This window comes from Streptomyces apricus (genome assembly GCF_008369065.1).
Classification (GTDB): Bacteria; Actinomycetota; Actinomycetes; order Streptomycetales; family Streptomycetaceae; genus Streptomyces; species Streptomyces apricus.
In genome coordinates, this window is sequence record NZ_VDFC01000018.1 from 1 (window position 1) to 23,014 (window position 23,014).

19 protein-coding genes are annotated in these 23,014 nt (G+C 72.5%); 6 read left to right on the plus strand and 13 right to left on the minus strand.

The window, feature by feature from the left end; genetic code table 11:
• The 4 genes from FGF04_RS06600 to FGF04_RS06615 all read right to left on the minus strand — a co-directional run.
• On the minus strand, positions 1-646 hold a 646-nt coding region (locus FGF04_RS06600; protein WP_149510296.1), incomplete at its 3' end, for a helix-turn-helix transcriptional regulator.
• Positions 646-936 carry a helix-turn-helix domain-containing protein gene (locus FGF04_RS06605; RefSeq protein ID WP_188113986.1) on the minus strand — a complete coding sequence of 97 codons (291 nt, stop codon included), beginning with the start codon at positions 934-936 and terminating at the stop codon, positions 646-648. The genes FGF04_RS06605 and FGF04_RS06600, both read right to left, overlap by 1 nt.
• Positions 937-1,101: 165 nt before the next feature.
• Complete coding sequence (locus tag FGF04_RS06610; protein WP_149510297.1) at positions 1,102-1,653, minus strand: GNAT family N-acetyltransferase; 552 nt, start codon at positions 1,651-1,653, stop codon at positions 1,102-1,104.
• A gap of 133 nt (positions 1,654-1,786) precedes the next feature.
• Positions 1,787-3,238 carry a serine hydrolase domain-containing protein gene (locus tag FGF04_RS06615; RefSeq protein WP_149510298.1) on the minus strand — a complete coding sequence of 484 codons (1,452 nt, stop codon included), beginning with the start codon at positions 3,236-3,238 and terminating at the stop codon, positions 1,787-1,789.
• Positions 3,239-3,950: 712 nt separating this feature from the next.
• On the opposite strand from FGF04_RS06615, the gene FGF04_RS06620 reads away from it, so the two are divergent.
• Positions 3,951-4,706 (plus strand): TetR/AcrR family transcriptional regulator, encoded by a 756-nt coding sequence (locus tag FGF04_RS06620; RefSeq protein ID WP_149510299.1) that lies wholly within the window; start codon positions 3,951-3,953, stop codon positions 4,704-4,706.
• A gap of 199 nt (positions 4,707-4,905) precedes the next feature.
• Positions 4,906-6,606 carry a citramalate synthase gene (gene cimA / locus FGF04_RS06625; RefSeq protein WP_149510300.1) on the plus strand — a complete coding sequence of 567 codons (1,701 nt, stop codon included), beginning with the start codon at positions 4,906-4,908 and terminating at the stop codon, positions 6,604-6,606.
• Between the two features lie 332 nt (positions 6,607-6,938).
• Here cimA (FGF04_RS06625) and FGF04_RS06630 read toward each other — a convergent pair whose 3' ends face one another.
• The 8 genes from FGF04_RS06630 to ddaH form a co-directional block, all read right to left on the minus strand.
• Complete coding sequence (locus FGF04_RS06630; RefSeq protein WP_149510311.1) at positions 6,939-8,450, minus strand: MFS transporter; 1,512 nt, start codon at positions 8,448-8,450, stop codon at positions 6,939-6,941.
• A gap of 69 nt (positions 8,451-8,519) precedes the next feature.
• The gene (locus FGF04_RS06635; protein ID WP_149510312.1) at positions 8,520-9,731 is read right to left on the minus strand and encodes an acetylornithine transaminase; all 1,212 of its coding nucleotides are present in this window, start codon (positions 9,729-9,731) and stop codon (positions 8,520-8,522) included.
• Between the two features lie 47 nt (positions 9,732-9,778).
• Entirely contained in the window at positions 9,779-10,732 is a 954-nt protein-coding gene (gene argB, locus FGF04_RS06640; protein ID WP_235882220.1) for an acetylglutamate kinase, read from the minus strand.
• Positions 10,729-11,880 carry a bifunctional glutamate N-acetyltransferase/amino-acid acetyltransferase ArgJ gene (gene argJ, locus FGF04_RS06645; protein ID WP_149510301.1) on the minus strand — a complete coding sequence of 384 codons (1,152 nt, stop codon included), beginning with the start codon at positions 11,878-11,880 and terminating at the stop codon, positions 10,729-10,731. Before argJ ends, argB begins: the two co-directional genes overlap by 4 nt.
• Before the next feature lie 88 nt (positions 11,881-11,968).
• Positions 11,969-12,997: an N-acetyl-gamma-glutamyl-phosphate reductase gene (gene argC / locus FGF04_RS06650; protein ID WP_149510302.1), complete on the minus strand. Its 1,029-nt coding sequence runs from the start codon at positions 12,995-12,997 to the stop codon at positions 11,969-11,971.
• A gap of 148 nt (positions 12,998-13,145) precedes the next feature.
• Positions 13,146-13,643 carry an ATP-binding protein gene (locus FGF04_RS06655; protein WP_188113984.1) on the minus strand — a complete coding sequence of 166 codons (498 nt, stop codon included), beginning with the start codon at positions 13,641-13,643 and terminating at the stop codon, positions 13,146-13,148.
• Positions 13,644-13,915: 272 nt separating this feature from the next.
• The gene (locus FGF04_RS06660) at positions 13,916-15,166 is read right to left on the minus strand and encodes a cytochrome P450 (protein WP_149510304.1); all 1,251 of its coding nucleotides are present in this window, start codon (positions 15,164-15,166) and stop codon (positions 13,916-13,918) included.
• A 455-nt stretch (positions 15,167-15,621) separates the two neighbouring features.
• On the minus strand, positions 15,622-16,449 hold the full coding sequence (gene ddaH, locus FGF04_RS06665) for a dimethylargininase (protein ID WP_188113985.1): 828 nt from the start codon (positions 16,447-16,449) through the stop codon (positions 15,622-15,624).
• Positions 16,450-16,573: 124 nt separating this feature from the next.
• Here ddaH and FGF04_RS41630 point away from each other — a divergent pair, with 124 nt between their 5' ends.
• Positions 16,574-16,702, plus strand: coding sequence for a hypothetical protein (locus FGF04_RS41630; RefSeq protein WP_268893765.1), 129 nt, complete (start codon positions 16,574-16,576; stop codon positions 16,700-16,702).
• 47 nt (positions 16,703-16,749) lie between these two features.
• Here FGF04_RS41630 and FGF04_RS06670 read toward each other — a convergent pair whose 3' ends face one another.
• A complete protein-coding gene (locus FGF04_RS06670; RefSeq protein WP_149510305.1) occupies positions 16,750-18,327 on the minus strand; it encodes a purple acid phosphatase family protein in 1,578 nt (525 codons plus the stop codon).
• Positions 18,328-18,492: 165 nt separating this feature from the next.
• On the opposite strand from FGF04_RS06670, the gene FGF04_RS06680 reads away from it, so the two are divergent.
• From FGF04_RS06680 to cimA (FGF04_RS06695), 3 genes are all read left to right on the plus strand, one after another.
• Positions 18,493-19,533, plus strand: coding sequence for a 3-isopropylmalate dehydrogenase (locus tag FGF04_RS06680; protein WP_149510307.1), 1,041 nt, complete (start codon positions 18,493-18,495; stop codon positions 19,531-19,533).
• A gap of 277 nt (positions 19,534-19,810) precedes the next feature.
• Positions 19,811-20,899: a branched-chain amino acid aminotransferase gene (locus FGF04_RS06685; protein WP_149510308.1), complete on the plus strand. Its 1,089-nt coding sequence runs from the start codon at positions 19,811-19,813 to the stop codon at positions 20,897-20,899.
• A gap of 360 nt (positions 20,900-21,259) precedes the next feature.
• Positions 21,260-22,864, plus strand: a complete 1,605-nt coding sequence (cimA, locus tag FGF04_RS06695) for a citramalate synthase (RefSeq protein ID WP_149510309.1) — start codon at positions 21,260-21,262, stop codon at positions 22,862-22,864.
• Positions 22,865-23,014: the final 150 nt, after the last annotated feature.

Below are 23,014 nucleotides of genomic sequence, written 5' to 3' on the forward strand. Positions count from 1 at the left end.
GTGCCTGGGCCGGCTGCACGGCCGCGGGCGCGGGTGACGGCGGAGACGAGGGCGGGGGCAGGGGCGGGGTGCACTCGGCCGGATCCAGGTGCTGGGCGAACCCCTCGACCTGATGGCGGGCCGGCTGCCCGCACAGCACACACGGCTGAGGCGCGGCCAGCAGCCCGTCGGCGTCCTGCAGGGCGAAGGCCGGTGCGGTTCCCGCCACTTGGGCTTGCCGCGGACTGACTCCCGCCGGCTCGGCTTGCGCCGGCGCATCGGCAGAGGCGGACTGGGCGGCGGACCCGTCGGCGGCAGACCCGTCAGAGGTGGACTCGTTGCCAGCGGGCTCGGCAGCGGTGGCCGCGTCGGCGGCGGACCGGTTGCCGGCGGGCTCAGCGTCAGTGACGGCGGCGGTGGCGGTCGCGTCCAGTTTGGTGCGGGCGGCGTCGAGGAAGTACGCGTACTTCTCCCGTACCTCGCCGCTGGGGTCGCGGCCCGCCTCCCAGCCGCCGACCGTGGACGGGCTCACCCCCAGGGCCCGGGCGAGCTGGGCGCGCGAGAGGTGGAGTTCCTCGCGCAGCAGGCGCCGCCGGTCGGGGGGCGGCAGCGGGGTCTGTCGCCCGGCGGCGGCCAGCAGAGCGTCGATCGCGTCGAAGTCGGCCATCACAGCGCCCTGCCCGCGCCCGCGCGACGGCCGGGCGCGCGGCGGCGTTCCGCGCGCAGCGACTCCACCGCCCGGGTCGGACCCGAAAGCAGGTCCAGGACGTCGATGCCGTAGTGCGCGGCGACCGCCTCGCAGTCGGCCAGGCTCCACGCGGCGGTGCCCGACTGACGGCGGCTCACCTGCGCCTGGCTCACCCCCAGCGCGGCGGCCAGACCGGTCTGGGACTCGCCGCTCAGGTGCAGGAGCGCCGCCACCGCGGACCGCACCCGCTCGTCGAGACTCATGCCCATAGCCATACCCATACCGCATACCGTAGCGCGTGTTGCTCATCTCTCATGCCTTTTGCGCATGACAGGGCAGCGGGAGGCGGCGGGGATGCGCGCAGGTTTTCAAGTGTTCGGAACGGGTGGGTTGCACAGGGCCCCGCGCGGGTGCGGCGCGGCCGGGTGTGCTGTTCACAGGGGTGCGAGGACCATGAGGACCTGGTCCTGTTCGTTTCCCGGGCCGAGGCGGAAGGCGGCGGGCCAGCGGCCGATCTCGTGCCAGCCGAGCCGTTCGTAGAAGCCCTCCAGGCCGTTGCCCGCCCGGGCGGTCAGATGCAGTTGCTCCAGGCCCATCTCGTCCCGGGCGACCCGGCGGGCCTCGTTCATCAGGGCGGAGCCGACGCCGAGGCCGCGGACCGCGGTACGCGTCTGCACGTGGTGCAGGGTGCCCCAGTGGGAGATCGGTTCGGAGGGGTCGCGCCGGACGTTGAGCCAGCCCACGACCTGGCCGTCCAGCCAGGCCGTCACCAGCCGGCTGGTCAGGGGGGTCAGCCGGCCGGCGATGCGGTCGAAGGCGGGGGCCGCCTGGCACATGCCGATGGGCGGGACGTGGAAGCCGGCTGCGCCACCGGCGTTGGTGACCTCGATCCAGCACTCCACCAGGGCTTGGCGCAGGCCGGGGGTGACGTCGCTGGGGGACGAGAACTGGCGCATCGTGGGGAGTTGGGTGACGAGACTGGTCATTCCCCGATCCTGCCCGCAGGGGCGCGCACCTCGCCAGAGGATGCAGGTCTGTACACCCCGCGCGGCGGGACGGGCGCCGCCGGGGCCCTCACCGTCACCGGGGACGGCCGCTCCCGGCCCCGGTGACGGGGGGTCAGGCCACCTTCGGGGCGGCCCGCATGCCGATGTACACACAGGCCGTGCCGTCGGCCAGGGTCGAGAAGACGACGGGCATCCAGTCGGCGCTGTAGGCGCCGCTGCCGGGGCCGGCGAACACCGTGGGCGAGACCGGGACGAGGTCCATCTCCAGCGGCGGTGAGAAGTCCTTCATGCCGTCGACGAACTCGTACACCAGGTGGGCCGCGCCGTCCTTCTCCGCGATGGTGATCAGGACGCCCTCCCGCTTGTAGGTGCCCAGCAGAGGTGCGAGGTCGACCGCCGGCGGCTGCGGCGGCGGTGCGAAGGGGGCGGGCATGCGCACCTGTGCCAGGGCCTGGAGCAGCTCGTCGAAGAGCTCGGCGTACAGCTGGCGGGCGTCGCCGCCGTTGGTGAGCAGGACCAGTGCGACGCCGGCCGAGGGGACCACGCGCAGGAAGCCGTACTGGCCGATGGAGGCGCCGTCGTGGCCGAAGCCCGGGGTGCCGGACCAGTCGTACAGGGTCCAGCCCAGGCCCCAGCCGTCGGCGCTGACCGTCCACTTGTCGGGGACGTCCACCTCGCGGCGCTGCATCGCGGCGATGCTGCCGGGGCTGAGCAGGACGGTGCCGTCCGGGGCCTTGCCTCCTTCGAGGTGCATCCCGACCAGGCGGGCCACGTCGCCGGCGGTGGCCAGGACCCGGCCGTAGGGGCCGGCGGAGCGGGGCATGAGGTCCCAGGCCGGGGCGGGGTCGGGGTCCTCGCCGAGCTCCCCCAGGTGCCCCATGGCCGTGCGGTGCGCGAGTGCCTCTTCGGGGAGCGTCATCGTGCCGGTGAGGCCGAGCGGGACCAGGAGGCGTTCCTTGAGCGCTTCGTCCCAGGTCTTCTCCGTGAGCACCTCGATGATGCGGCCCAGGACGTTGTAGCCGAGGCTGCTGTAGGAGACCGCGGTGCCCGGGGGGCAGTCGAGTCCCACGTCCTTGGCGGCCTCGACGTAGCGGGCCAGGCAGTCGTCGCCGCGGCCCGAGTCGTAGGTGAAGTCGCAGGTGAGTCCGCTGGTGTGGGAGAGCAGCTGCCGGGTGGTGATGGTGCGGGTGGCCTCCTCGTCGGCGACGGCGAAGTCGGGCAGCACCTCGCGCACCGGGGCGTCGAGGTCCAGGTCGCCGGAGTCCACGAGCTGCATGATCAGCGTGGCGGTGTAGACCTTGGCGAGGGATCCGAGCTGGAAGACCGAATCGGGTGTGGCGTCCACCCCGGTGCCGCGGTGCAGGACGCCGCTGGCCAGGTCGTGCACCTGTCCGTCGACGAGGACGGCCAGGGTTGCGCCCGGGACGTGGTGGGCCACGCGCAGCCGGTCGAGCCGCGCCTGCCAGTGGTCCAGATACAGCTCGCGGCCCGTGGAGTCCACCGCCCCCCAGTCGCCCTTGGCCGCCCAGTTGCCCTGTGCGTCCCAGCTCAGGTCCTTCGGCATGACTTCTCCCTCGACAGGCATCGTTCCCCCGATGCGAACACTGTACGCATAGGGGAATGGCGTTCGCAACGGTGTGTGGGGCCGGTGCGCGGCTGCACGCTTGCACCGCGGCCGGGATCCGGCCGCGTCCCGCGCCGCCCGCCCGGTGCGCACCGGTGTGATCCGTGCGTGTCCGGCGCAGGCCGCGGCCTTGATCGTAAAGTTCCGCCGGGATGGGCGACAGACGCTCAACGCACGTACGGAGCCTGCGTGTACGCGGCGAAGGAGCGGCGGGACGGGGCCGGGCCGGCCGCCGTCGGGCAGGGGTACGAGGACCGGTCCGGTGTACGGATGGGACCCCGAGGCCGGTCCGATGTGCAGCCGGGCCCCCGAGGCCGGCCCGGCATACGGGCGGAGCCCCGAGGTCGGCCCGATGTACGGGCGGGGTCCCGAGGCCGGCCCGGCATACGGGCGGAGCCCCGAGGTCGGTCCGATGTACGGGCGGGGTCCCGAGGCCGGTCCGATGTACGGGCGGGGGTCCCCGAAGGCGGTCCGATATGCGGCCGGACCCCCGAAGGGGCGGGCCGTCGTCCGGCTCTGCGGCCCGGGCGCGCCGGGCGGTGCGGGGCCGCCGCGCCCGGCGTGCGCGGGGGCCGGCGCGTCAGGTATGCGCAGGCGGAGGGGTTTGCGTACAGCGTTCCCTCTTGAGAACACCTTGGGTTAGGGTGGCCGGATGACGACAGGGCGCGGACCCACCCAGGCCGACAAGCAGGCGATCCCTTCCGTGTGGACCCGCCCGCGCCGCCAGCGCGAGCACCTGACCCGCGAGCGCATCGTGACCGAGGCGGTGCGGCTGCTGGACGCGGAGGGCATCGAGGCGCTGAGCATGCGCACCCTCAGCAACCGGCTGAACGCCGGGGCCACTTCGCTCTACCGGCACGTGGCCAACAAGGACGAGCTCATCGAGCTGGTCGTCGACGAGGTCTACGGCGAGCTGCACGTGCCCACCGCCGAGCACCGCTCCGAGTGGCGCTCCGCCGCGGCGGCCGCGGCCAACAGCCTGCGGGCCATGGCGTTGCGGCACTCCTGGATCGCCTCCGTGCTGGGTCAGGTGGGCCTGTCCCACCTGGGCCCCAACGTGATGCGCATGTCGGACCGGATGCTCGCCGTCTTCGAGACCGCCGGCTTCCCCTCGGACGAGACCGACCGGGCCGTGAGCACGGTGGTCGCCTACGTCATCGGGGTCGCCACCTCCGAGGCCGCGTACCTGTCGATGATCTCCCGCAGCGGCAGCACCGAGCAGGAGTGGGTGGAGGACCTGCGGCCGGCGCTGGAGGAGGCCGCCCGTGACCACCCGCGCCTGATCGAGGGCCAGGTCGCCCAGCGCGGGGTGGATCCGGGGCAGGTGCGCGACGAGACCTTCGACTACGGCCTGCAGTGCATCCTGGACGGGCTGGAGGCCCGTCTCGCCCACCACGGATCCGTCTGACGGTCCGCCCGACGCGCGTGCGGTCCCGTTCATTGCGGGGCCGCACGCGCTGTCGTCGTGTTCGCCTTTCCCGGGCCGCGGCCGCACCGTTCGCGGGCGGTCAACTCTCGCTCCAGCACGCGCTGTTGACCCCTCAGCGCGAGGAGTAGCGTGCCGGAGACCGCGTCAGGGACAGAAACGCCACGACAAGGAGGTCACCATGGAAGTGCCAGGTCTTCCGAAACCGCCGACGGCCGCGAGTGCTCCCCGCCCGCCGGCCCGGCCAGGAAGCGCACCGCCCCCACCGCCCGCGCAGCACCACGCGCGCGGCCCGGCCGACGACGGTTTCCACGTCTTCGACACCACCTTGCGCGACGGCGCGCAGCGCGAAGGCATCAACCTCACGGTCCGCGACAAGCTGGCCATCGCCCGGCACCTGGACGACTTCGGGGTCGGCTTCATCGAGGGCGGGTGGCCGGGGGCCAACCCCCGCGACACCGAGTTCTTCGCACGGGCCCAGGCCGAGATCGACTTCCGGCACGCGCAGCTGGTGGCGTTCGGCGCGACCCGCAGACCGGGGGTGAAAGCCAGTGAGGACCTGCAGGTCAAAGCGCTGCTGGACTCCGGCGCGCCGGTCGTCACCCTCGTCGCCAAGTCCCACGACCGCCATGTCGAACTGGCGCTGCGCACCACCTTGGACGAGAACCTGGAGATGGTCCGCGACACCGTCTCCTACCTGCGCTCGCACGGGCGGCGGGTGTTCGTGGACTGCGAGCACTTCTTCGACGGCTACACGGCCGACCCCGCGTACGCGACCGAGGTCGTGCGCGCGGCCGCCGGGGCCGGTGCCGACGTGGTCGTGCTGTGCGACACCAACGGCGGCATGCTGCCCGGCCAGGTCCAGGCCGTCGTCGCCGCCGTCCTGGCCGACACGGGGGCCCGGCTGGGCATCCACGCCCAGGACGACTCCGGCTGCGCGATCGCCAACACCCTGGCGGCCGTCGACGCGGGCGCCACGCACGTCCAGTGCACGGCCAACGGCTACGGCGAGCGGGTCGGCAACGCCAACCTCTTCCCCGTCAGCGCCGCCCTTGAGCTCAAGTACGGCATGCGGGTCCTGCCCGCGGGCGCGCTGGGTGAGATGACCCGCATCTCGCACGCCATCGCCGAGATCGTGAACCTGGCCCCCTCCACCCACCAGCCGTACGTCGGTGTGTCGGCCTTCGCCCACAAGGCGGGCCTGCACGCCTCCGCGATCAAGGTCGACCCCGACCTGTACCAGCACATCGACCCCACGCTGGTCGGCAACCGCATGCGCATGCTCGTCTCCGACATGGCCGGACGGGCCTCCGTCGAGCTCAAGGCGAAGGAACTGGGCGTCGACCTCGGCGGCGACCGCGACCTGATCGGCCGGATCGTCGCCCGGGTCAAGGAGCGGGAACTGAGCGGCTACACCTACGAGGCCGCCGACGCGTCGTTCGAACTGCTGCTGCGCGAGCAGGTGCAGGGCCGGCCGCAGCGCTACTTCCGCCTGGAGTCCTGGCGCATCATCGCCGAGGACCGGCCCGGGTGCGAGCAGAGCAACGAGGCGAGCGTGAAGCTGTGGATCAGGGGCGAGCGCCTCGTCCGCGCCGCCGAGGGCACCGGGCCCGTCAACGCGCTCGACCGCGCGCTGCGGGCCGCGCTGGAGACCATCTACCCCGAGCTCGCCAAACTGGAGCTGGTGGACTACAAGGTCCGCATCCTGGAACAGGCCCACGGCACCACCTCAGCCGCCCGGGTCCTGATCTCGACCGCCGACGCGTCCGGCGAGTGGTCGACCGTCGGAGTGGGCGCCAACGTCATCGCCGCCTCGGGACAGGCGCTCGAAGACGCCTACGCCTACGGCCTGCTGCGCGCGGGCGTCGAACCGACCGAGTGACGGCGGGCCGGGCCGCAGTACACGCACGCACCGGCTCGCGCACCGCCTTCGTACCGGGTCACCAGGTCACCGGGCCATCGGGCCACCGGGTCATCTCGATGGACACCTGCCGTCCCTGTTGTTCCTGCTGTTCCTGCCGTCCCTGCGGGCCGCCTACGCGGTGCGCGGGGGCGGCTCTTCGCCGTGGCGGCCCGCGCGACGGGCCGGGCCGCGACCGTCTTGCGGAGCGAGGGAGTCGGGCCTGTGCTCGGCGCGGCGCAGCGGTGGGCGCGGCCCGTGGGTGTCGTCCACGGGCCGCGCCCACCGCCGCGCCGGATGTGCGCCGGACGGGGTCAGGGGGCGGCCACGGCCTCCGGGACCTGGCTCTTGTCCTGCTCCGCCGGCTGCGGGGTGTCCGCGCGTTCGCGCATGAGGAAGAGGGCCAGGACCGCGGCTCCCACCACGCCGGCGGCGCCGGCCAGGAAGCTGGCGGACATCCCCGCGGTGAAGGCCTCCTCGACGAACTTCAGCAGGTTCGGGTCCTTCTCGGCCGCGGCGAGTGCGTCGCCGATGGAGTGGCGGGCGGCCTCGGGAGCACTGCCCGGCATGTGGGCGGTGAAGGTGCTGGTCAGCACTGCTCCCAGGATGGCCACGCCCAGGGCGGCGCCGGCCTGCTGGATGGTGTCGTTGAGTGCGGATCCCACACCTGCGTGCTCCTCGGGGATGGCGCCCATCATGGCCGCCATGGCTGCGGGCATCGCCAGACCGCTGCCCGCGCCCATCAGGCACATGGCTCCGGCCAGGACGCCCCAGCCGTCGCCGACGGACAGCGTCGAGAGCAGGCCGAAGCCGGAGGCGATCACCAGCAGGCCCAGGACCGCCATGACCCGGTTGCCGGTCTTCGCGATCAGGGAGGCGCCCAGGGCGTTGAAGACCAGGGTGGCGACGGCCAGCGGGGTGAAGGCCAGGCCCGTCTGCGTGGGGGTGTAGCCGAGGACGAACTGCAGGTACTGGGTCAGCACCAGCATCAGGCCGCCGTTGGCCAGCGTCAGCAGGACCAGGGAGAAGCTGGCCCCGGTGAAGACCCGGTCGCGGAAGAGGGCCAGCGGCACCATCGGGGAGGCGTGGCGCTTTTCCCAGAGGGTGAATCCGGCCAGGCCCAGGACGGTCACGGCCAGGGAGGCCTGGGTGCCGGTGTGCTCCAGGCCGCCCTTGGGCAGTTCGTTGATCGTCCACACCAGGGCGCTCATGCCGATCACGGACAGCGCCATGCCCACCGGGTCGGCCTTGCGCCAGGGGCCCTTGGACTCCGGCATCAGGACCATGGCCGCCACGATGGCCAGGGCCGCGATCGGGATGTTGATCAGGAAGACCACGCCCCACCAGTAGTGGGCCAGCAGCGCGCCGCCCAGGACCGGGCCGCCGACCAGGCCGACCATGGCCACCGCGCTCCACACCGCGATCGCCTTGGGCCGCTCCCCCTCGTCGAAGACCGTGATGAGGATCGACAGGGTGCTGGGCATCACCAGTGCGCCTCCCACCCCCATCAGGACACGTCCCAGGATCAGCTGTTCCGGGGTGGCGGCGACCATGCCGATGACGGAGGCGGCGCCGAACAGCGCCAGCCCGATGATCATGACCTTCCGCCGGCCGAACTTGTCGGACAGACTCCCGGCCGTCAGCAGCAGCCCCGCGAAGACCAGCATGTAGGACTCAAGGACCCACTGGATCTCCTGGGCACTGGCCCCCAGGTCCTGAGTGATCGTCGGGACCGCGACGGTGAGCACCATGTTGTCGATCACCAGCACGAGCGTGCTGAGGCAGAGCACGACCAGGATGAGCCAGCGTCGTGGGTGACGTTCCATCATTCAACCTTTCACACAGCGAGGAGGCCCGGCGGCCGGAGCCGCCGGGGAGGAGCAGCAGGCAGATTATCAAACCAACTTAGCGGTTTTTTCTACCCCTGTTCCGGCCGCGCTCGGTGAAGCGGCACCGGGGGTTCCTGTCAGGGCACGGGTGACGGCCTGGAGTGCTGCGGGAAATTGGCCGAGAAACATACCGACGTCCCGGTCGGTAAGGGTGAGGGGTGGGGCGAGCCGGATGACGTCCGGGGCCACGGCGTTGACCAGGAGCCCGGCTTCCTGGGCGGCCTGCTGCACCTCGGGGGCGACGTCCTGGCTGAGCACGATGCCCAGGAGCAGGCCCGCTCCCCGTACCTGTGCGACCAGGGGGTGGTCCAGGGCCCTGAGGCCGGTGCGCAGCTGTTCCCCGGTGCGTTTGGCCCGGTCGAGCAGTCCGTGCCCGGCGATGGTGTCCAGGACGGCGAGGGCGCCGGCGCACACCACCGGGTTGCCGCTGAAGGTCGAGCCGTGGGTGCCGGGGGTGAGCAGGCCGGCGGCGGTGCCGAAGGCGAGGGTGGCGCCGATGGGCAGTCCCCCGCCCAGCCCCTTGGCCAGGGTGACGACGTCGGCCTCGACGCCCTCGGCCTGGGCGGCGAACCAGTGGCCGGTGCGTCCGATGCCCGTCTGGATCTCGTCGAGGACCAGCAGGGCCCCGGCGGCGGCCGTGATCTCGCGGGCCGCGGTCAGGTAGCCGCGGGGAGGGGTCAGCACGCCGCTCTCGCCCTGGACGGGTTCGAGGATCACGAACGCGGTGTCGGCCGTGACGGCGGCGCGCAGTGCCTCGGTGTCGCCGTAGGGGACGAAGGTGACGTCGCCGGGCAGGGGGTGGAAGGGGGCGCGTTTGGCGGGCTGGCCGGTCAGGGCGAGTGCGCCCATGGTGCGGCCGTGGAAGCCGCCCCGGGCGGCCACCATATGGGGGCGGCCGGTGAGGCGTCCGATCTTGAAGGCGGCTTCGTTGGCCTCGGCGCCGGAGTTGGAGAAGTAGACGCGGCCGGGCCGGCCGGCCAGTTCCACCAGGCGCTCGGCGAGTGCGACGGTGGGTTCGGCGGCGAAGAGGTTGGAGACGTGGCCCAGGGCGGCGACCTGGCGCGAGACGGCCTCGACCACCGCGGGGTGGGCGTGGCCCAGGGCGTTGACGGCGATGCCGCCGAGCAGGTCGAGGTACTCGCGGCCCTCGGCGTCCCACACCCGTGTCCCGGCGCCGCGCACCAGGGGCAGGCGCGGGGTGCCGAAGTTGTCCATCATGACGTCCTGCCAGCGGCGGGMGAGGTCCGCGTTGTGCGCGCGGGCGTTCACGGCGCGGTGCCTTCGGCCGGGTCGTCGTCGGGTACCACCACGGTGCCGATGCCCTCGGCGGTGAAGATCTCCAGCAGGACCGAGTGCCGTACCCGGCCGTCGATCACCCGGGCGCTGCGCACGCCGTGGGTGACGGCGTGCAGGCAGCCCCGCATCTTCGGGATCATTCCGCTGGCCAGCTCGGGCAGGAGCTTGTCCAGCTCGGTGGCGGTGAGGCGGGAGATGACGTCGTCGCTGTGGGGCCAGTCCCGGTAGAGCCCTTCGACGTCCGTGAGGATCATCAGCGCCTCGGCGTCGAGCGCCGCGGCCAGGGCGGCGGCGGCGGTGTCGGCGTTGACGTTGAAGACGCCGCTGTCGCCGTCGTCGGTGCTGCGGGCGATGGAGGAGACGACGGGGATGCGCCCGTCGTCCAGCAGGGCGCGTACGACGCCGGGGTCGATGCCGGCGATCTCGCCCACCCGGCCGATGTCCACGCGCTCGCCGTCGATCTCGGCGTACGCCCGCCCGGCGGTCATCAGGCGGGCGTCCTCGCCGGTCATGCCGACGGCGTGCGGTCCGTGCCGGTTGAGCAGTCCCACCAGTTCCCGCTGGACCTGGCCGGCCAGCACCATCCTGACCACGTCCATGGTCTCGTCGGTGGTCACCCGCAGGCCCGCGGTGAAGTGGGTGTCGAGGCCGAGCCGGTCCAGCTGCTTGTTGATCTGCGGGCCTCCCCCGTGCACGACGACGGGTCTGAGGCCGGCGTGGTGCAGGAAGAGGATGTCCTCGGCGAAGGCGGCCTTGAGGTGGTCGTCGACCATGGCGTTGCCGCCGAACTTGATGACCACGGTCCGCCCGCGGTGGCGGGCGAGCCAGGGCAGCGCCTCGGCGAGGGCGTCGGCCTTGGGCAGCGCGTCGTGCTTGCGGGCGGCGGCCAGTCCGGTGGGGGTCATGGTGCTGAGCGCGGTCATGAGGCGTACTCGCTGTTCTCGTGGACGTACTCTGCGGTGAGGTCGTTGGCGCGGATGACGGCCGAGGCGGTCCCGGCGGCGAGGTCGGCGGTGACGACGACCTGGCGGCCGCGCATGTCGACCTTGTCGCGGTCCTCGCCGATGGAGCCGTCCCGGCACACCCAGACGCCGTTGATGGCGACGTCGAGCCGGTCGGGGTCGAAGGCCGCCCGGGTGGTGCCGATGGCGGACAGGACCCGGCCCCAGTTGGGGTCCTCGCCGTGGATGGCGCACTTGAGGAGGTTGTTGCGGGCGATGGCCCGGCCGACCTCGACGGCGTCGTCCTCGTCGGCCGCGTTGACGACCTCGATGCGGATGTCCTTGCTGGAGCCCTCGGCGTCGGCGACGAGCTGGGCGGCGAGGTCGTCGCAGACGGCGCGCAGCGCGGCGGCGAACTCGCCGGCGTCCGGCTCGATCCCCGAGGCGCCGGAGGCCAGCAGGAGCACGGTGTCGTTGGTGGACATGCAGCCGTCGGAGTCGACGCGGTCGAAGGTCAGCCGGGTGGCCTCGCGCAGGGCCCGGTCCAGGTGTGCGGCGTCGACGTCGGCGTCGGTGGTGAGCACGACGAGCATGGTGGCCAGGCTCGGGGCGAGCATGCCCGCGCCCTTGGCCATGCCGCCGAGGGTCCAGCCCGGGCCCTGGTGGACGCTGGTCTTGTGCACGGTGTCGGTGGTCTTGATCGCGACGGCGGCCCGTTCGCCGCCGTCGCCGGACAGCTCCCGTGCGGCTCGTGCGACGCCGGGCAGCAGCCTGTCCATGGGCAGAGGCACCCCGATCAGGCCGGTGGAGGCGACCGCGACCTGGTGGGCGGGCACCCCCAGGGCGGCGCCGGCTGCGGCGGCCGTGGCGGCGGTGTCCTGCAGTCCCCGGGGGCCGGTGCAGGCGTTGGCGCCGCCGGAGTTGAGGACGACCGCGCGCACGCCGCCCTGCGCGAGCACCTGCTGCGACCAGGTGACGGGGGCGGCCTTGACCCGGTTGGCGGTGAAGACGCCCGCGGCCGCGTGGCGCGGGCCGAGGTTGACCACGAGGGCCAGGTCGAGGTCACCGCCCGTCTTGATCCCGGCGGCCACGCCGGCCGCCGTGAATCCCTGTGCTGCCGTGACACTCACTGCATCTCCCCGTTCGCCTCGTCGCCCGCGCGGTGCCAGGGCGCGGGTGTCGTCGTGGTCTGCGGTCCGCGGACCGCGTGTGCGTCGCTCACGGTGCGACTCCGATCGTGGAAAGTCCGGTCGCCTCGGGAAGTCCCAGGGCGATGTTCATGCTCTGGATCGCGCCGCCCGCGGTTCCCTTGGTCAGGTTGTCGATCGCGCAGACCGCGATGACGCGGTGGGCCGCCTCGTCGTAGGCGACCTGGATCTGCGCGGTGTTGGATCCGTGGACCTGCGCCGTCGCCGGCCACTGTCCCGGGGGCAGCAGGTGGACGAACGGCTCCTGCGCGTAGGCCTTCTCGTAGGCCGTGCGCACCTCGGCGGCGGTGACCCCCGGGGTGGCGCGGGCGCTGCAGGTGGCGAGGATGCCGCGGGCCATGGGGGCGAGCGTGGGGGTGAAGGAGACGGTGACCGGCCGCCCCGCGACCGCGCTGAGGTTCTGGACCATCTCGGGGGTGTGCCGGTGGCCGCCGCCGACGCCGTAGGCGCTCATGGAGCCCATCACCTCGCTGCCCAGCAGGTGCGCCTTGGGGGCGCGCCCGGCGCCCGAGGTGCCGGAGGCGGCGCTCACCACGGCCTCGGGCTCGACCGCCCTGGCGGCGTAGGCGGGGAAGAGGGCCAGGGACACGGCGGTGGGGTAGCAGCCCGGCACCGCGATGCGCGAGGCGCCCTGCAGCGCGGTGCGGGCGCCGGGCAGTTCGGGCAGGCCGTAGGGCCAGGTGCCGGCGTGCGGGGAGCCGTAGAAGCGCTCCCAGTCGGCGGCGTCGGCCAGCCGGAAGTCGGCGCCCATGTCCACCACCAGCACGTCCGGGCCCAGTTGCCCGGCGACGGCGGCCGAGTGCCCGTGCGGCAGGGCCAGCAGGACGACGTCGTGCCCGCGCAGCGCCTGGGCGGTGGTGGGCTCCAGGATCCGGTCGGCCAGCGGCGGCAGGTGCGGTTGGAGCGTGCCCAGGGCGCGGCCGGCGTTGGAGTCCGCGGTCAGGGCGCCGATCTGCGCCCGGGGGTGTCCCAGCAGCAGCCGCAGGGCTTCCCCGCCCGCGTATCCGCTCGCTCCCGCCACTGCTATCCGCACAGTCATGTTCCCCTCCTGGTCGGCGACGGCATGAATGTCCATCAGCGGGCACCCACTTACAACCACTTGCGTCATGTACATGACAAGTCTGGGGGCGGGGCGGTCCCCCGGTCGCCCGGCGGGCCGAACGGTCTCCGGCGCGCCGGCCCGCGCCTCACCTGCGGTGGCCGGCGGCGCCGCCGTAGAGGGCCTCGACGTGGACGAACCCCTCGGCGCACAGGCCCGGGACGGCGTCGAGCGCCTGGCCGTACTGCTCGCGCACGGTGTCCTCGGGCAGCTGCAGGTGCGCGGGGCGCAGCGCGTTGCGCTCCAGGCACAGCCGCAGCGGTGTCGTCATGACCAGCGCCACCGCGGGGACGCCGTGGCGTTCGGCGATGCACAGCAGCTTGGCGCGCAGCGCCACCTCGGTGTGGTCGATGTCCACGACCGTCGTCAGGCGCCGCGCCAGCCGGCGTTCGGCCACCGCGGCGAGCGCGTGGACGGCCTCGTCGGGACAGTCCGCGTCCGGCGGGTCGCCGTCCAGGAGCGCGCGGAAGGTGTCCAGTTCCAGCACGCTCTCGCAGGGCCAGGCGGCGGCCGCCGTGCTCTTGCCGCTGCCGGCCGGGCCGAGCAGCACGACGAGGGCCGGGGAAGGGAAGGTGGTCTCGGACACGTCGTCTCCCATGCGGGTGGTGGGGCGGCCCACCGGGCGGTGGCCGCCGGCCGCGGGTCCGGTCCGCGCATGCGGCGCGGGCGGGCACCGGTGGAGCCGCGTCAGCATGGTTTTACCGCAATGTCCCATAAAATCGGCTGTGTTCGACGCGGGAGGGTGCATCCGCCCGGTGCGGTGGCGGACGCCGGGGCCGGGCGTGCGGGGGCACAGGCGACGGCGCCCGGGCGGAGGGTGTGCCGGCCGGGCGCCGTCGTGCGCTGCGGGAAAGGGGGTCAGAAGTCGACCGGCAGCCCGCGCAGGTGGCGGCCCTCCCCGGGCAGGTCGAAGTACTCCAGTTCCTCGCGCGCGACGGCGAGTCTGAGCGCCGGCTGCTGGATGAGCAGCTGGTCCAGGGCGACCTCGGCCTCCAGGCGGGCCAGTGCCGCCCCGATGCAGTAGTGGGCGCCGTGGCCGAACGCGAGGTGGCCCGCCCCGCGCCCCAGGTCGCGGGTGATGTCCAGGTCCTCGGGTGCCCGGTACTCCTTTGGGTCGAAGTTCGCGCCCAGCAGGGCGCTGGTGACCGCCTCCCCCTTGCGGACGGGCATGCCGGCGAACTCCAGGTCCTGCACCGCGTACAGGGGGGCGCCCATCGGCACGGGTGAGGTGAACCGCAGCAGTTCGGGCACCGCGCGCTCCAGCAGCTGCGGCTCGGCGCGCAGGCGGGCCAGCTGCCGGGGGTGGTCGAGCAGGGCGAGCACCGCGCTGGCGATGAAGAGCGCGGGCGGGGTGATGCCGGTGTTGATCAGGAGCAGGATCAGGGCGACCATCTCCGTCTCGGTCAGCGCCTGGGGGTCGCCCTGGCCGGAGGTGATCCAGGCGGAGACGAGGTCGTCCCGGGGGGCGAGGGCGCGCCGGGCGATGAGGTCCTTGGAGTGCTCGACCATGTTGCGCAGGGCCGGGATGACCAGGTCGATGTCCCCGGAGGCGTATGCGCGGATCCAGGTGCGCATCTGCGGCACGTCCTCCTCGTCGATGCCGATGAGCGCGCAGATGACGGTCGAGGCCAGCGGGTAGCCGACGTCCTCCAGCAGTTCGGCCTCCCGGCGGGCGGCCAGCGGCGCGATGAGCTCCCGGGTGATCTGTTCCAGGCGCGGGCGCAGGGCGTTGATGCGCCGGGCGGTGAAGGACTTGGTGACCAGGTTGCGCAGCCGGCTGTGCTCCGCGCCGTCGACGAGGACCATGATGCCCAGGTAGTCGCGGTACTCCGCGGGCAGCCCGTACGCCTCGATCATCTGCTCCGCGATGCTGGGGCCGTCCTGGGCCAGGCCCGGCACCTTGCCCTGGTCGCGCACGAACCGCGTGTCGCTCAGGACCGCTCTGGCGTCCTGGTAGCGGGTGATGAGCCACACCGGGGTCTCGATACCCGGCAGCGTGACCCGCACCAGGGGGGCCTGGCGCCGCAGGTGGGTGTAGCCGCGCACGGGCTCGCTGACGAGCTCGGAGGTCAGCGCGACGGTCTCGCTCTCGGGCGAGGTGAGGGTCATGGTGCTCTCCTTCGGACGCGGGCCGCGTCGGGGTGGGGTCGTTCGGGACAAAGGGGTCCTCGGCCCCGGCCCCGGCCCGGAGCCGGGCCGGGGCCGGGGCCGGGGTCAGGGCGCGCGGAGCGGTCCGGCGCCGGGGCCGCCCGCGGGCACGTTCGGTGCGGGCGCACCGGGCGGCCGGCGCCGGGGGCCTTCGGCGTGGGTGGTCGCATCCATGGGCGTCACAGTGGTGGGGCGGGCAGGGGCCCACAAGGGGCCCCGACCGGGGCCCGGTTGTCCCCGAACGGCGCTGAGCAGGCACGATCCTTGGGGCGGGGGTGTGCATCGGCTGGATTCTGGACAGTTGAACACGCCCGGGTGCGGACATGCCGGTGCGTGCCCACCCCCGGGTGGGGGGGTGGACACGCACGCGCGGGGCCGGCGTGAGGATGGCGTCGTGCCCCGCGTCTGCCGTTTCGTCAGAAACGCAGTTCCTGGGTGCAGCACTTCACGCTTCCGCCGCCTTTGAGCAGCTCGGACAGATCGGTGCCGTGGGTGCGGAAGCCGCGGGTACGCAGCTGTCCGGCGAGTTTCTGGGCCGCCTCGGGAAGGACGACGTTGAGGCCGTCGCTGACGGCGTTCAGGCCCAGGACGTCGGCGTCCTGCTGGTCCACCAGCAGCGCGTCGGGAAAGAGCCGGGCGAGGACTTCGCGGCTGCCGGGGGTGAAGGCCTGCGGGTAGTACATGATCTCGTCCCCGTCCAGGACGCACAGCGCCGTGTCGAGGTGGTAGAAGCGGGGGTCGACCAGTTCGAGGCCGATCACCGGCCGGCCGAAGAACTCCTGTGCCTCCTGGTGTCCTTCGGGCGTGCAGCGGAAGCCGCGGCCGGCCAGGATCCAGCTGCGGGTGACGGCGAAGTCGCCCTCGCCCTCGTTGACGTGGAGGGGGTCGCGGATCTCGGTGAAGCCGTTGGCGCGGTACCAGGCCTGGTGGGCCGGCGCCTCGGCGGCTCTTTGCACGTTGCGGAACCGGGCACCGAGCACCTTGCCGTCCACGACGGTGGCCCCGTTCGCGGAGAAGACCATGTCGGGCAGGCCCGGCACCGGGTTGACCAGGTCGACACGGTGGCCCAGGGAGCGGTAGAGGCTGTAGAGGGCCTCCCACTGCAGCAGGGCCAGGGCGGTGTCGACCGGCTTGGAGGGGTCCATCCAGGGGTTGATGACGTAGCTGACGTCGAAGTGTTCGGGGCGGCACATCAGGTAGTGGCGCCGGGTGGCCTTGCGGTCGTGCACCGGTACGGAAGTCATGTCATCTCCGGGTGGGGGTGATCAGGCACTGGCGCAGGGGTGCACACGCGCGGTGGCACTCCGGGACGGGGATCCCTCACCGCATTTCCGGCGGCCGCCGCCGGAGGCAAGGAGACGATTCATCATGGCCGAGACGACCGTCCGCCGAGTCCGTCGCGCCCCCCACCCCAGCGAGTCCGACCGCAAGAACGCCGCCGCCGCGCTCCAGCGCGCCCTCGACCGCCGGGACAACGGCGGCTCGACGGGCCACTGAGCCCCGCACCCGCACCCGCACCCACGCCACGGGGACGGCACGGGGCCTCAGGCCCCGCGCCGCACCTCGAAGTGGTCGATGCGCCTGCCGTCCTCGGCGAGCGCCGACACCGTGAGCCGGGGAGTCGCACCCGCCTCCGCCTCCACGGAGAGGAAGGAGTAGCCGGTGTACCGCACCCGTGACCACTCCACGGTGTCCGGGTTCCGGTCCTTCGACCTCGTCCAGTGGTAGGTCTCCACCGACTCGCGGTCGACGACCTTGCCCTCGTAGCTGTCCTTCACCCCTTCGGGGAAGCTGTACAGGCTCTTGCCCGCCCCGCCGGCGGTGACGTACACGATCCCGTCCCGCGTCGGATCGGTCGACGCGCCGATCGGCACGGGCTTGCCCACGACCCCGTTCCTGATGGCGTCGGTCCGCTCGTACACGTGGTTGTGGCCGTTGATCACCAGATCCACCCGGTGCCTGGTGAACAGCGGCAGCCACGCGTCGCGCACGCCCCCGTCCGAGGCGTGGGTCGACGTCGAGTAGGCGCAGTGGTGGAAGAAGACCACCACGAAGTCGACCTGCTCGCGCAGCTCCCCGAGCCGCCGGTCGAGCCAGGCCGTCTGCCGGCCGTCCGAGTAGCCCTTGTTGGCGGGGATCTCGTACGACACGTCGTTCGCGTCCAGCGCCACGACGCCGACGTTGCCGTAGGTGAAGGAGTAGACGCCGGGGGCGTTCTTCGCGTCGAAGCCGTTGTCGGGGAGGGTGAAGCGCGCCGACTGGCCGCCGTAGCCGTTCGGCGAGTACCAGGCCTCCATGTCGTGGTTGCCGGTCGTCACCATCCACGGGACCGTCCGCGCCACGGTCTCCGTCTGCTTGAGGAACAGGTCCCAGGCGGTGGGGTCGTAGATGTCCGTCTTCTCGCCGTGGCCCGTCGTGTCGGCGTAGCAGATGTCGCCCGCGTGCAGGTGGAAGGCGGGCTTGCGGCCCAGGATCAGCTTGTCGTTGGCGAGCGCGTCGGGGGTGACGCCCTGGTCGCCGAAGGCGGTGAAGACGAACGTCTCCGGCCGGGCCGGCGCCGTCGTGAACGAGCCGACCGTGGCGCGGCGTTCCCGCGACGCCGGGTCGAAGCCCTCGTGCCCGACGCCGTAGTAGTACGTCGTGCCGGGCCGCAGGCCGTCCAGCGCCGCGTGCAGGTAGAACTGGTCGAGGGCGAGCCGGATGCCTTCGAGCCCCGGCGTGTGCAGGTCGCGCACCTCGGCGTCGATCTTCCGGCTCAGCTCCCCGGGCCTGAGCCCCACCCGCACGTACGGCTTGCGGACCGCGAGCGGCACCTGCCAGGAGATCCGCATCTGCGTGCGCGGGTCGGCGCCGAAGGCGAGGTGGCGGCCGAAGGGGGTGACGACCGCGCCGTCCACCCGCTCGGTGGGCGTGGAACCCGCGGACCGGGGCGAGGCGGAACCGGTCGCCGTGCCCGTACCCGTGCCGGAACCGGAGCAGCCGGTCAGCAGCCCGCCGGCCACCGCACCCGCGCTCACCAGGGCGCGGCGGCGGGAGAACTTCGTCCGCAGGTACTCGTACTGCTCCGCCATGCTCATCCGGCGGGCGAGCTGCGGCGGGATGCCGACGTCGGGAGTGTCCATGACTGGTGAACTTCCCATCGACCGCCGACATCAGCCATACGTACAGGTGAACGGCGGCCGACGGGATGATGCGCACCCCTCGCGCGCCCATAGCGCTCGGTCGGAGGGCTGTCCGTATCGCGGACGCGGTATGTCATCCCGTGGGACGAGGAGTAGGGTGCCGACATGTCTCGCAGCATCGATCTCGCAGTGATCCCCGGTGACGGCATCGGCCAGGAAGTCGTGGCCCAAGGCCTCAAGGTCCTCCTCGCCGTCCTCCCGCCGGACGTGAAGCTGGAGACCAGGGAGTTCGACTTCGGCGCCCGTCGCTACCACGCGACCGGTGAGACCCTCACCGAGGCCGACCTCGACGCCCTGAAGCAGCACGACGCCATCCTGCTCGGCGCGATCGGCGACCCGTCGGTGCCGTCCGGCGTCCTGGAGCGCGGCTTCCTGCTGAAGCTGCGCTTCGCCTTCGACCACCACGTCAACCTGCGTCCGTCGAAGTTGCTGCCGGGTGTCGCCACCCCGCTCGCGGGCCAGCCGGAGATCGACTTCGTCGTCGTGCGCGAGGGCACCGAGGGCCCGTACACGGGCAACGGCGGCACGATCCGCAAGGGCACCCCGCACGAGGTCGCCACCGAGGTCTCCGTGAACACGGCCTTCGGGGTCGAGCGCGTGGTCCGCGACGCCTTCGCCCGTGCGCAGGCCCGCCCCCGCAAGAAGCTCACGCTGGTCCACAAGAACAACGTGCTGACCTTCGCGGGCCACCTGTGGACGAACACCTTCAACAAGGTGGCCGAGGAGTTCCCCGAGGTCACCACGGACTACATCCACGTGGACGCCGCGACGATCTACCTCGTCACGGACCCCGCCCGCTTCGACGTGATCGTCACCGACAACCTCTTCGGCGACATCATCACCGACCTCGCCGCGGCCGTCTCCGGCGGCATCGGCGTCGCCGCCTCCGGCAACATCAACCCGAGCGGCGAGTTCCCGTCCATGTTCGAGCCGGTGCACGGCTCGGCCCCGGACATCGCGGGCCAGGGCAAGGCCGACCCCAGCGCCACCGTGCTGTCCGTCGCCCTGCTGCTGCGCCACCTCGGGTACGAGGCCGAGGCCGCCCGCATCGAGGACGCCGTCTCCGCCGACCTCGCGGAGCGCGGCACCACGACCCGTACGACCGAGGAGATCGGCGACGCGCTCGCCGCCCGAGTATCCGGCTGACCCGCCGGTACCACCCCAGCCGCCGGGTCGCATCCGCACCCGGCGGCTTCTCGTATGCCTCGCCGGGTGCCACCATCGATCCCCGGGCCGCATTCACACCGTTTTCGCCCCCCGTGGCCTCCCCGGCCGCGGGCGGTACCCCATTCGGCACATCTCGCGTGATAATCGAACGCGGAGCCGCGGAATGAGGGAAAGCTCGGACGTCCTAACACTGGCCACTGGCAGTAGAGGCGTGAGCGCGGCCCGTCACACACAACCGGTGAAGGACAAACCACTCATGACGACGCCCACGATCGAGCTCAAGCCCTCGTCGACCCCGCTCTCCGCGGCGGAGCGCGAGGCGATCCTGGCCAGCCCCGGCTTCGGCCGCCACTTCACCGACCACATGGTGACGATCAAGTGGACCGAAGGGCGCGGCTGGCACGACGGCCAGCTCACGCCGTACGGTCCGCTCTCCCTCGACCCGGCGACCAACGTCCTGCACTACGCGCAGGAGATCTTCGAGGGCCTGAAGGCCTACCGGCAGCCCGACGGCTCGGTCGCCACGTTCCGCCCGGACCGCAACGCGCTGCGCTTCCAGGCCTCCGCGCGCCGCCTCGCGATGCCCGAGCTGCCCGTCGAGACCTTCGTCGAGGCCTGCGACGCGCTGGTGCGCCAGGACAAGGCGTGGGTCCCGGACCACGGCGGCGAGGAGTCGCTCTACCTGCGCCCCTTCATGATCGCGACCGAGGTCGGCCTCGGGGTGAAGCCCGCGAACGAGTACCTCTTCATCGTCATCGCCTCGCCCGCCGGCGCCTACTTCCCCGGCGGCGTGAAGCCCGTCTCCATCTGGCTCTCGGAGGACCGCGTGCGCGCCGTCCCGGGCGGCATGGGCGACGCCAAGACCGGCGGCAACTACGCCGCGTCCCTGCTGGCCCAGGCCGAGGCCGCCGCCAAGGGCTGCGACCAGGTCTGCTACCTCGACGCCGTCGAGCACAAGTGGGTCGAGGAACTGGGCGGCATGAACCTGTACTTCGTGTACGGGGACAGGATCGTCACGCCCACCCTGAGCGGCTCCATCCTGGAGGGCGTCACCCGCGACTCGCTCCTCACGGTCGCCCGTGACCTCGGGTACGGCTCCGAGCAGGCCCGCGTCTCCAGCGACCAGTGGCGGCGCGACGCGGAGAACGGCACCCTCACCGAGGTCTTCGCCTGCGGCACCGCGGCCGTCATCACCCCCGTCGGCACCGTGAAGAGCGCCACCGGCGAGTGGCAGCAGAGCGGCGGCGGCCCCGGCGAGGTCACCATGAAGCTCCGCGAGGCCCTCCTGGACATCCAGCGCGGCGTCGCGCAGGACAAGCACGGCTGGATGCACGACCTGGGCTGAGGCCAGGGCGGCGGATGCGTCCGGTACCTGGGTGGACCGCCGACGGCGGTCCACCCAGTGCTCGCATCCTGAGACGGACGGTGAGCACGGAAGTGGTCTGTGCCAGAATGCCCCCGTGTTCTCGTTCGCCATGATTATTGGCAGCAGGCGCGCCGGTCCGCAGTGACCACCACGTACGACCAGGTACGGGTGGACACCGTCGTCCTCGACCCGCGCGCAGACCTCTCGCACCCGCGAGGGGTTTTTCGCTTTTCCGGACCACCCTCAGCCGGAGGCGAGAGCGCGCGGGACCATGTGGGGACGGTGGAGCCGGTCATTCCGGTACCGACCGAGATCTGATCCTCAGGAGCCTTGAGACCCATGACCGAAACCAGCGAGCTCGACGATTCGTTCCACGTCTTCGACACCACCCTGCGCGACGGCGCGCAGCGCGAGGGCATCAACCTCACCGTCGCGGACAAGCTGGCCATCGCACGGCACCTGGACGACTTCGGCGTGGGCTTCATCGAGGGCGGGTGGCCGGGCGCGAACCCGCGCGACACCGAGTTCTTCGCCCGCGCCCGGCAGGAGATCGACTTCAAGCACGCCCAGCTCGTCGCCTTCGGGGCCACCCGCCGGGCCGGCGGCAAGGCGAGCGAGGACCCGCAGGTCAAGGCGCTCGTCGCGTCCGGCGCGCCCGTCGTCKCCCTCGTCGCCAAGTCCCACGACCGCCATGTCGAACTGGCGCTGCGCACCACCCTCGACGAGAACCTGGAGATGGTCCGCGACACCGTCTCCTACCTGCGCGAGCAGGGCCGCCGCGTCTTCGTCGACTGCGAGCACTTCTTCGACGGCTACCGGGCCAACCCGCAGTACGCGAAGGCCGTCGTCCGGGCCGCCGCGGAGGCCGGCGCCGACGTCGTCGTCCTGTGCGACACCAACGGCGGCATGCTGCCCGCGCAGGTCCAGGCCGTCGTCGCCACCGTCCTCGCCGACACCGGGGCGCGCCTGGGCATCCACGCCCAGGACGACACCGGCTGCGCCGTCGCGAACACCCTCGCCGCGGTCGACGCGGGCGCCACCCACGTCCAGTGCACGGCGAACGGCTACGGCGAGCGCGTCGGCAACTCCAACCTCTTCCCCGTCGTCGCCGCGCTGGAGCTCAAGTACGGCAAGAAGGTCCTGCCCGACGGCGCGCTGTCCGAGATGACCCGCATCTCGCACGCGATCGCCGAGGTCGTGAACCTCACCCCGTCCACGCACCAGCCGTACGTCGGTGTCTCGGCCTTCGCCCACAAGGCGGGGCTGCACGCCTCGGCCATCAAGGTCGACCCGGACCTCTACCAGCACATCGACCCCGAGCAGGTCGGCAACACCATGCGGATGCTCGTCTCCGACATGGCCGGCCGCGCCTCCATCGAGCTCAAGGGCAAGGAGCTGGGCGTCGACCTCGGCGGCGACCGCGAGCTGGTCGGGCGGGTCGTCGAGCGGGTCAAGGAGCGCGAGCTCCAGGGCTACACGTACGAGGCCGCGGACGCCTCCTTCGAGCTGCTGCTGCGGGCGGAGGCCGAGGGGAAGGCGCGCACGTACTTCGAGGTCGAGTCCTGGCGGGCCATCGTCGAGGACCGGCCCGACGGGAGCCACGCCAACGAGGCGACGGTGAAGCTGTTCGCGAAGGGGGAGCGGATCGTCGCCACGGCGGAGGGCAACGGGCCGGTCAACGCGCTCGACCGGGCGCTGCGGGTGGCCCTGGAACGGATCTACCCCCAGCTCGCCAAGCTGGAGCTCGTCGACTACAAGGTCCGCATCCTGGAGGGCAAGCACGGGACGCAGTCCACGACGCGGGTGCTCATCTCGACGTCGGACGGGACGGGGGAGTGGTCGACGGTCGGCGTCGCCGAGAACGTCATCGCGGCGTCCTGGCAGGCCCTGGAGGACGCGTACACGTACGGCTTGCTCCGCGCCGGAGTCGAACCGGCCGCGTAGCCCGCTCCTGGGGGCTCCGCCCCCAGACCCCCTGTCGCGCTCCGCGCTCCCGCGCAGTTCCCCGCGCCCCTAGGTACCTAGGGGCGCGGGGAACTGCGCAACGGGGGTTCGGGGGCGGAGCCCCTGAGTAGTGACGGGAATGGGTAGGGG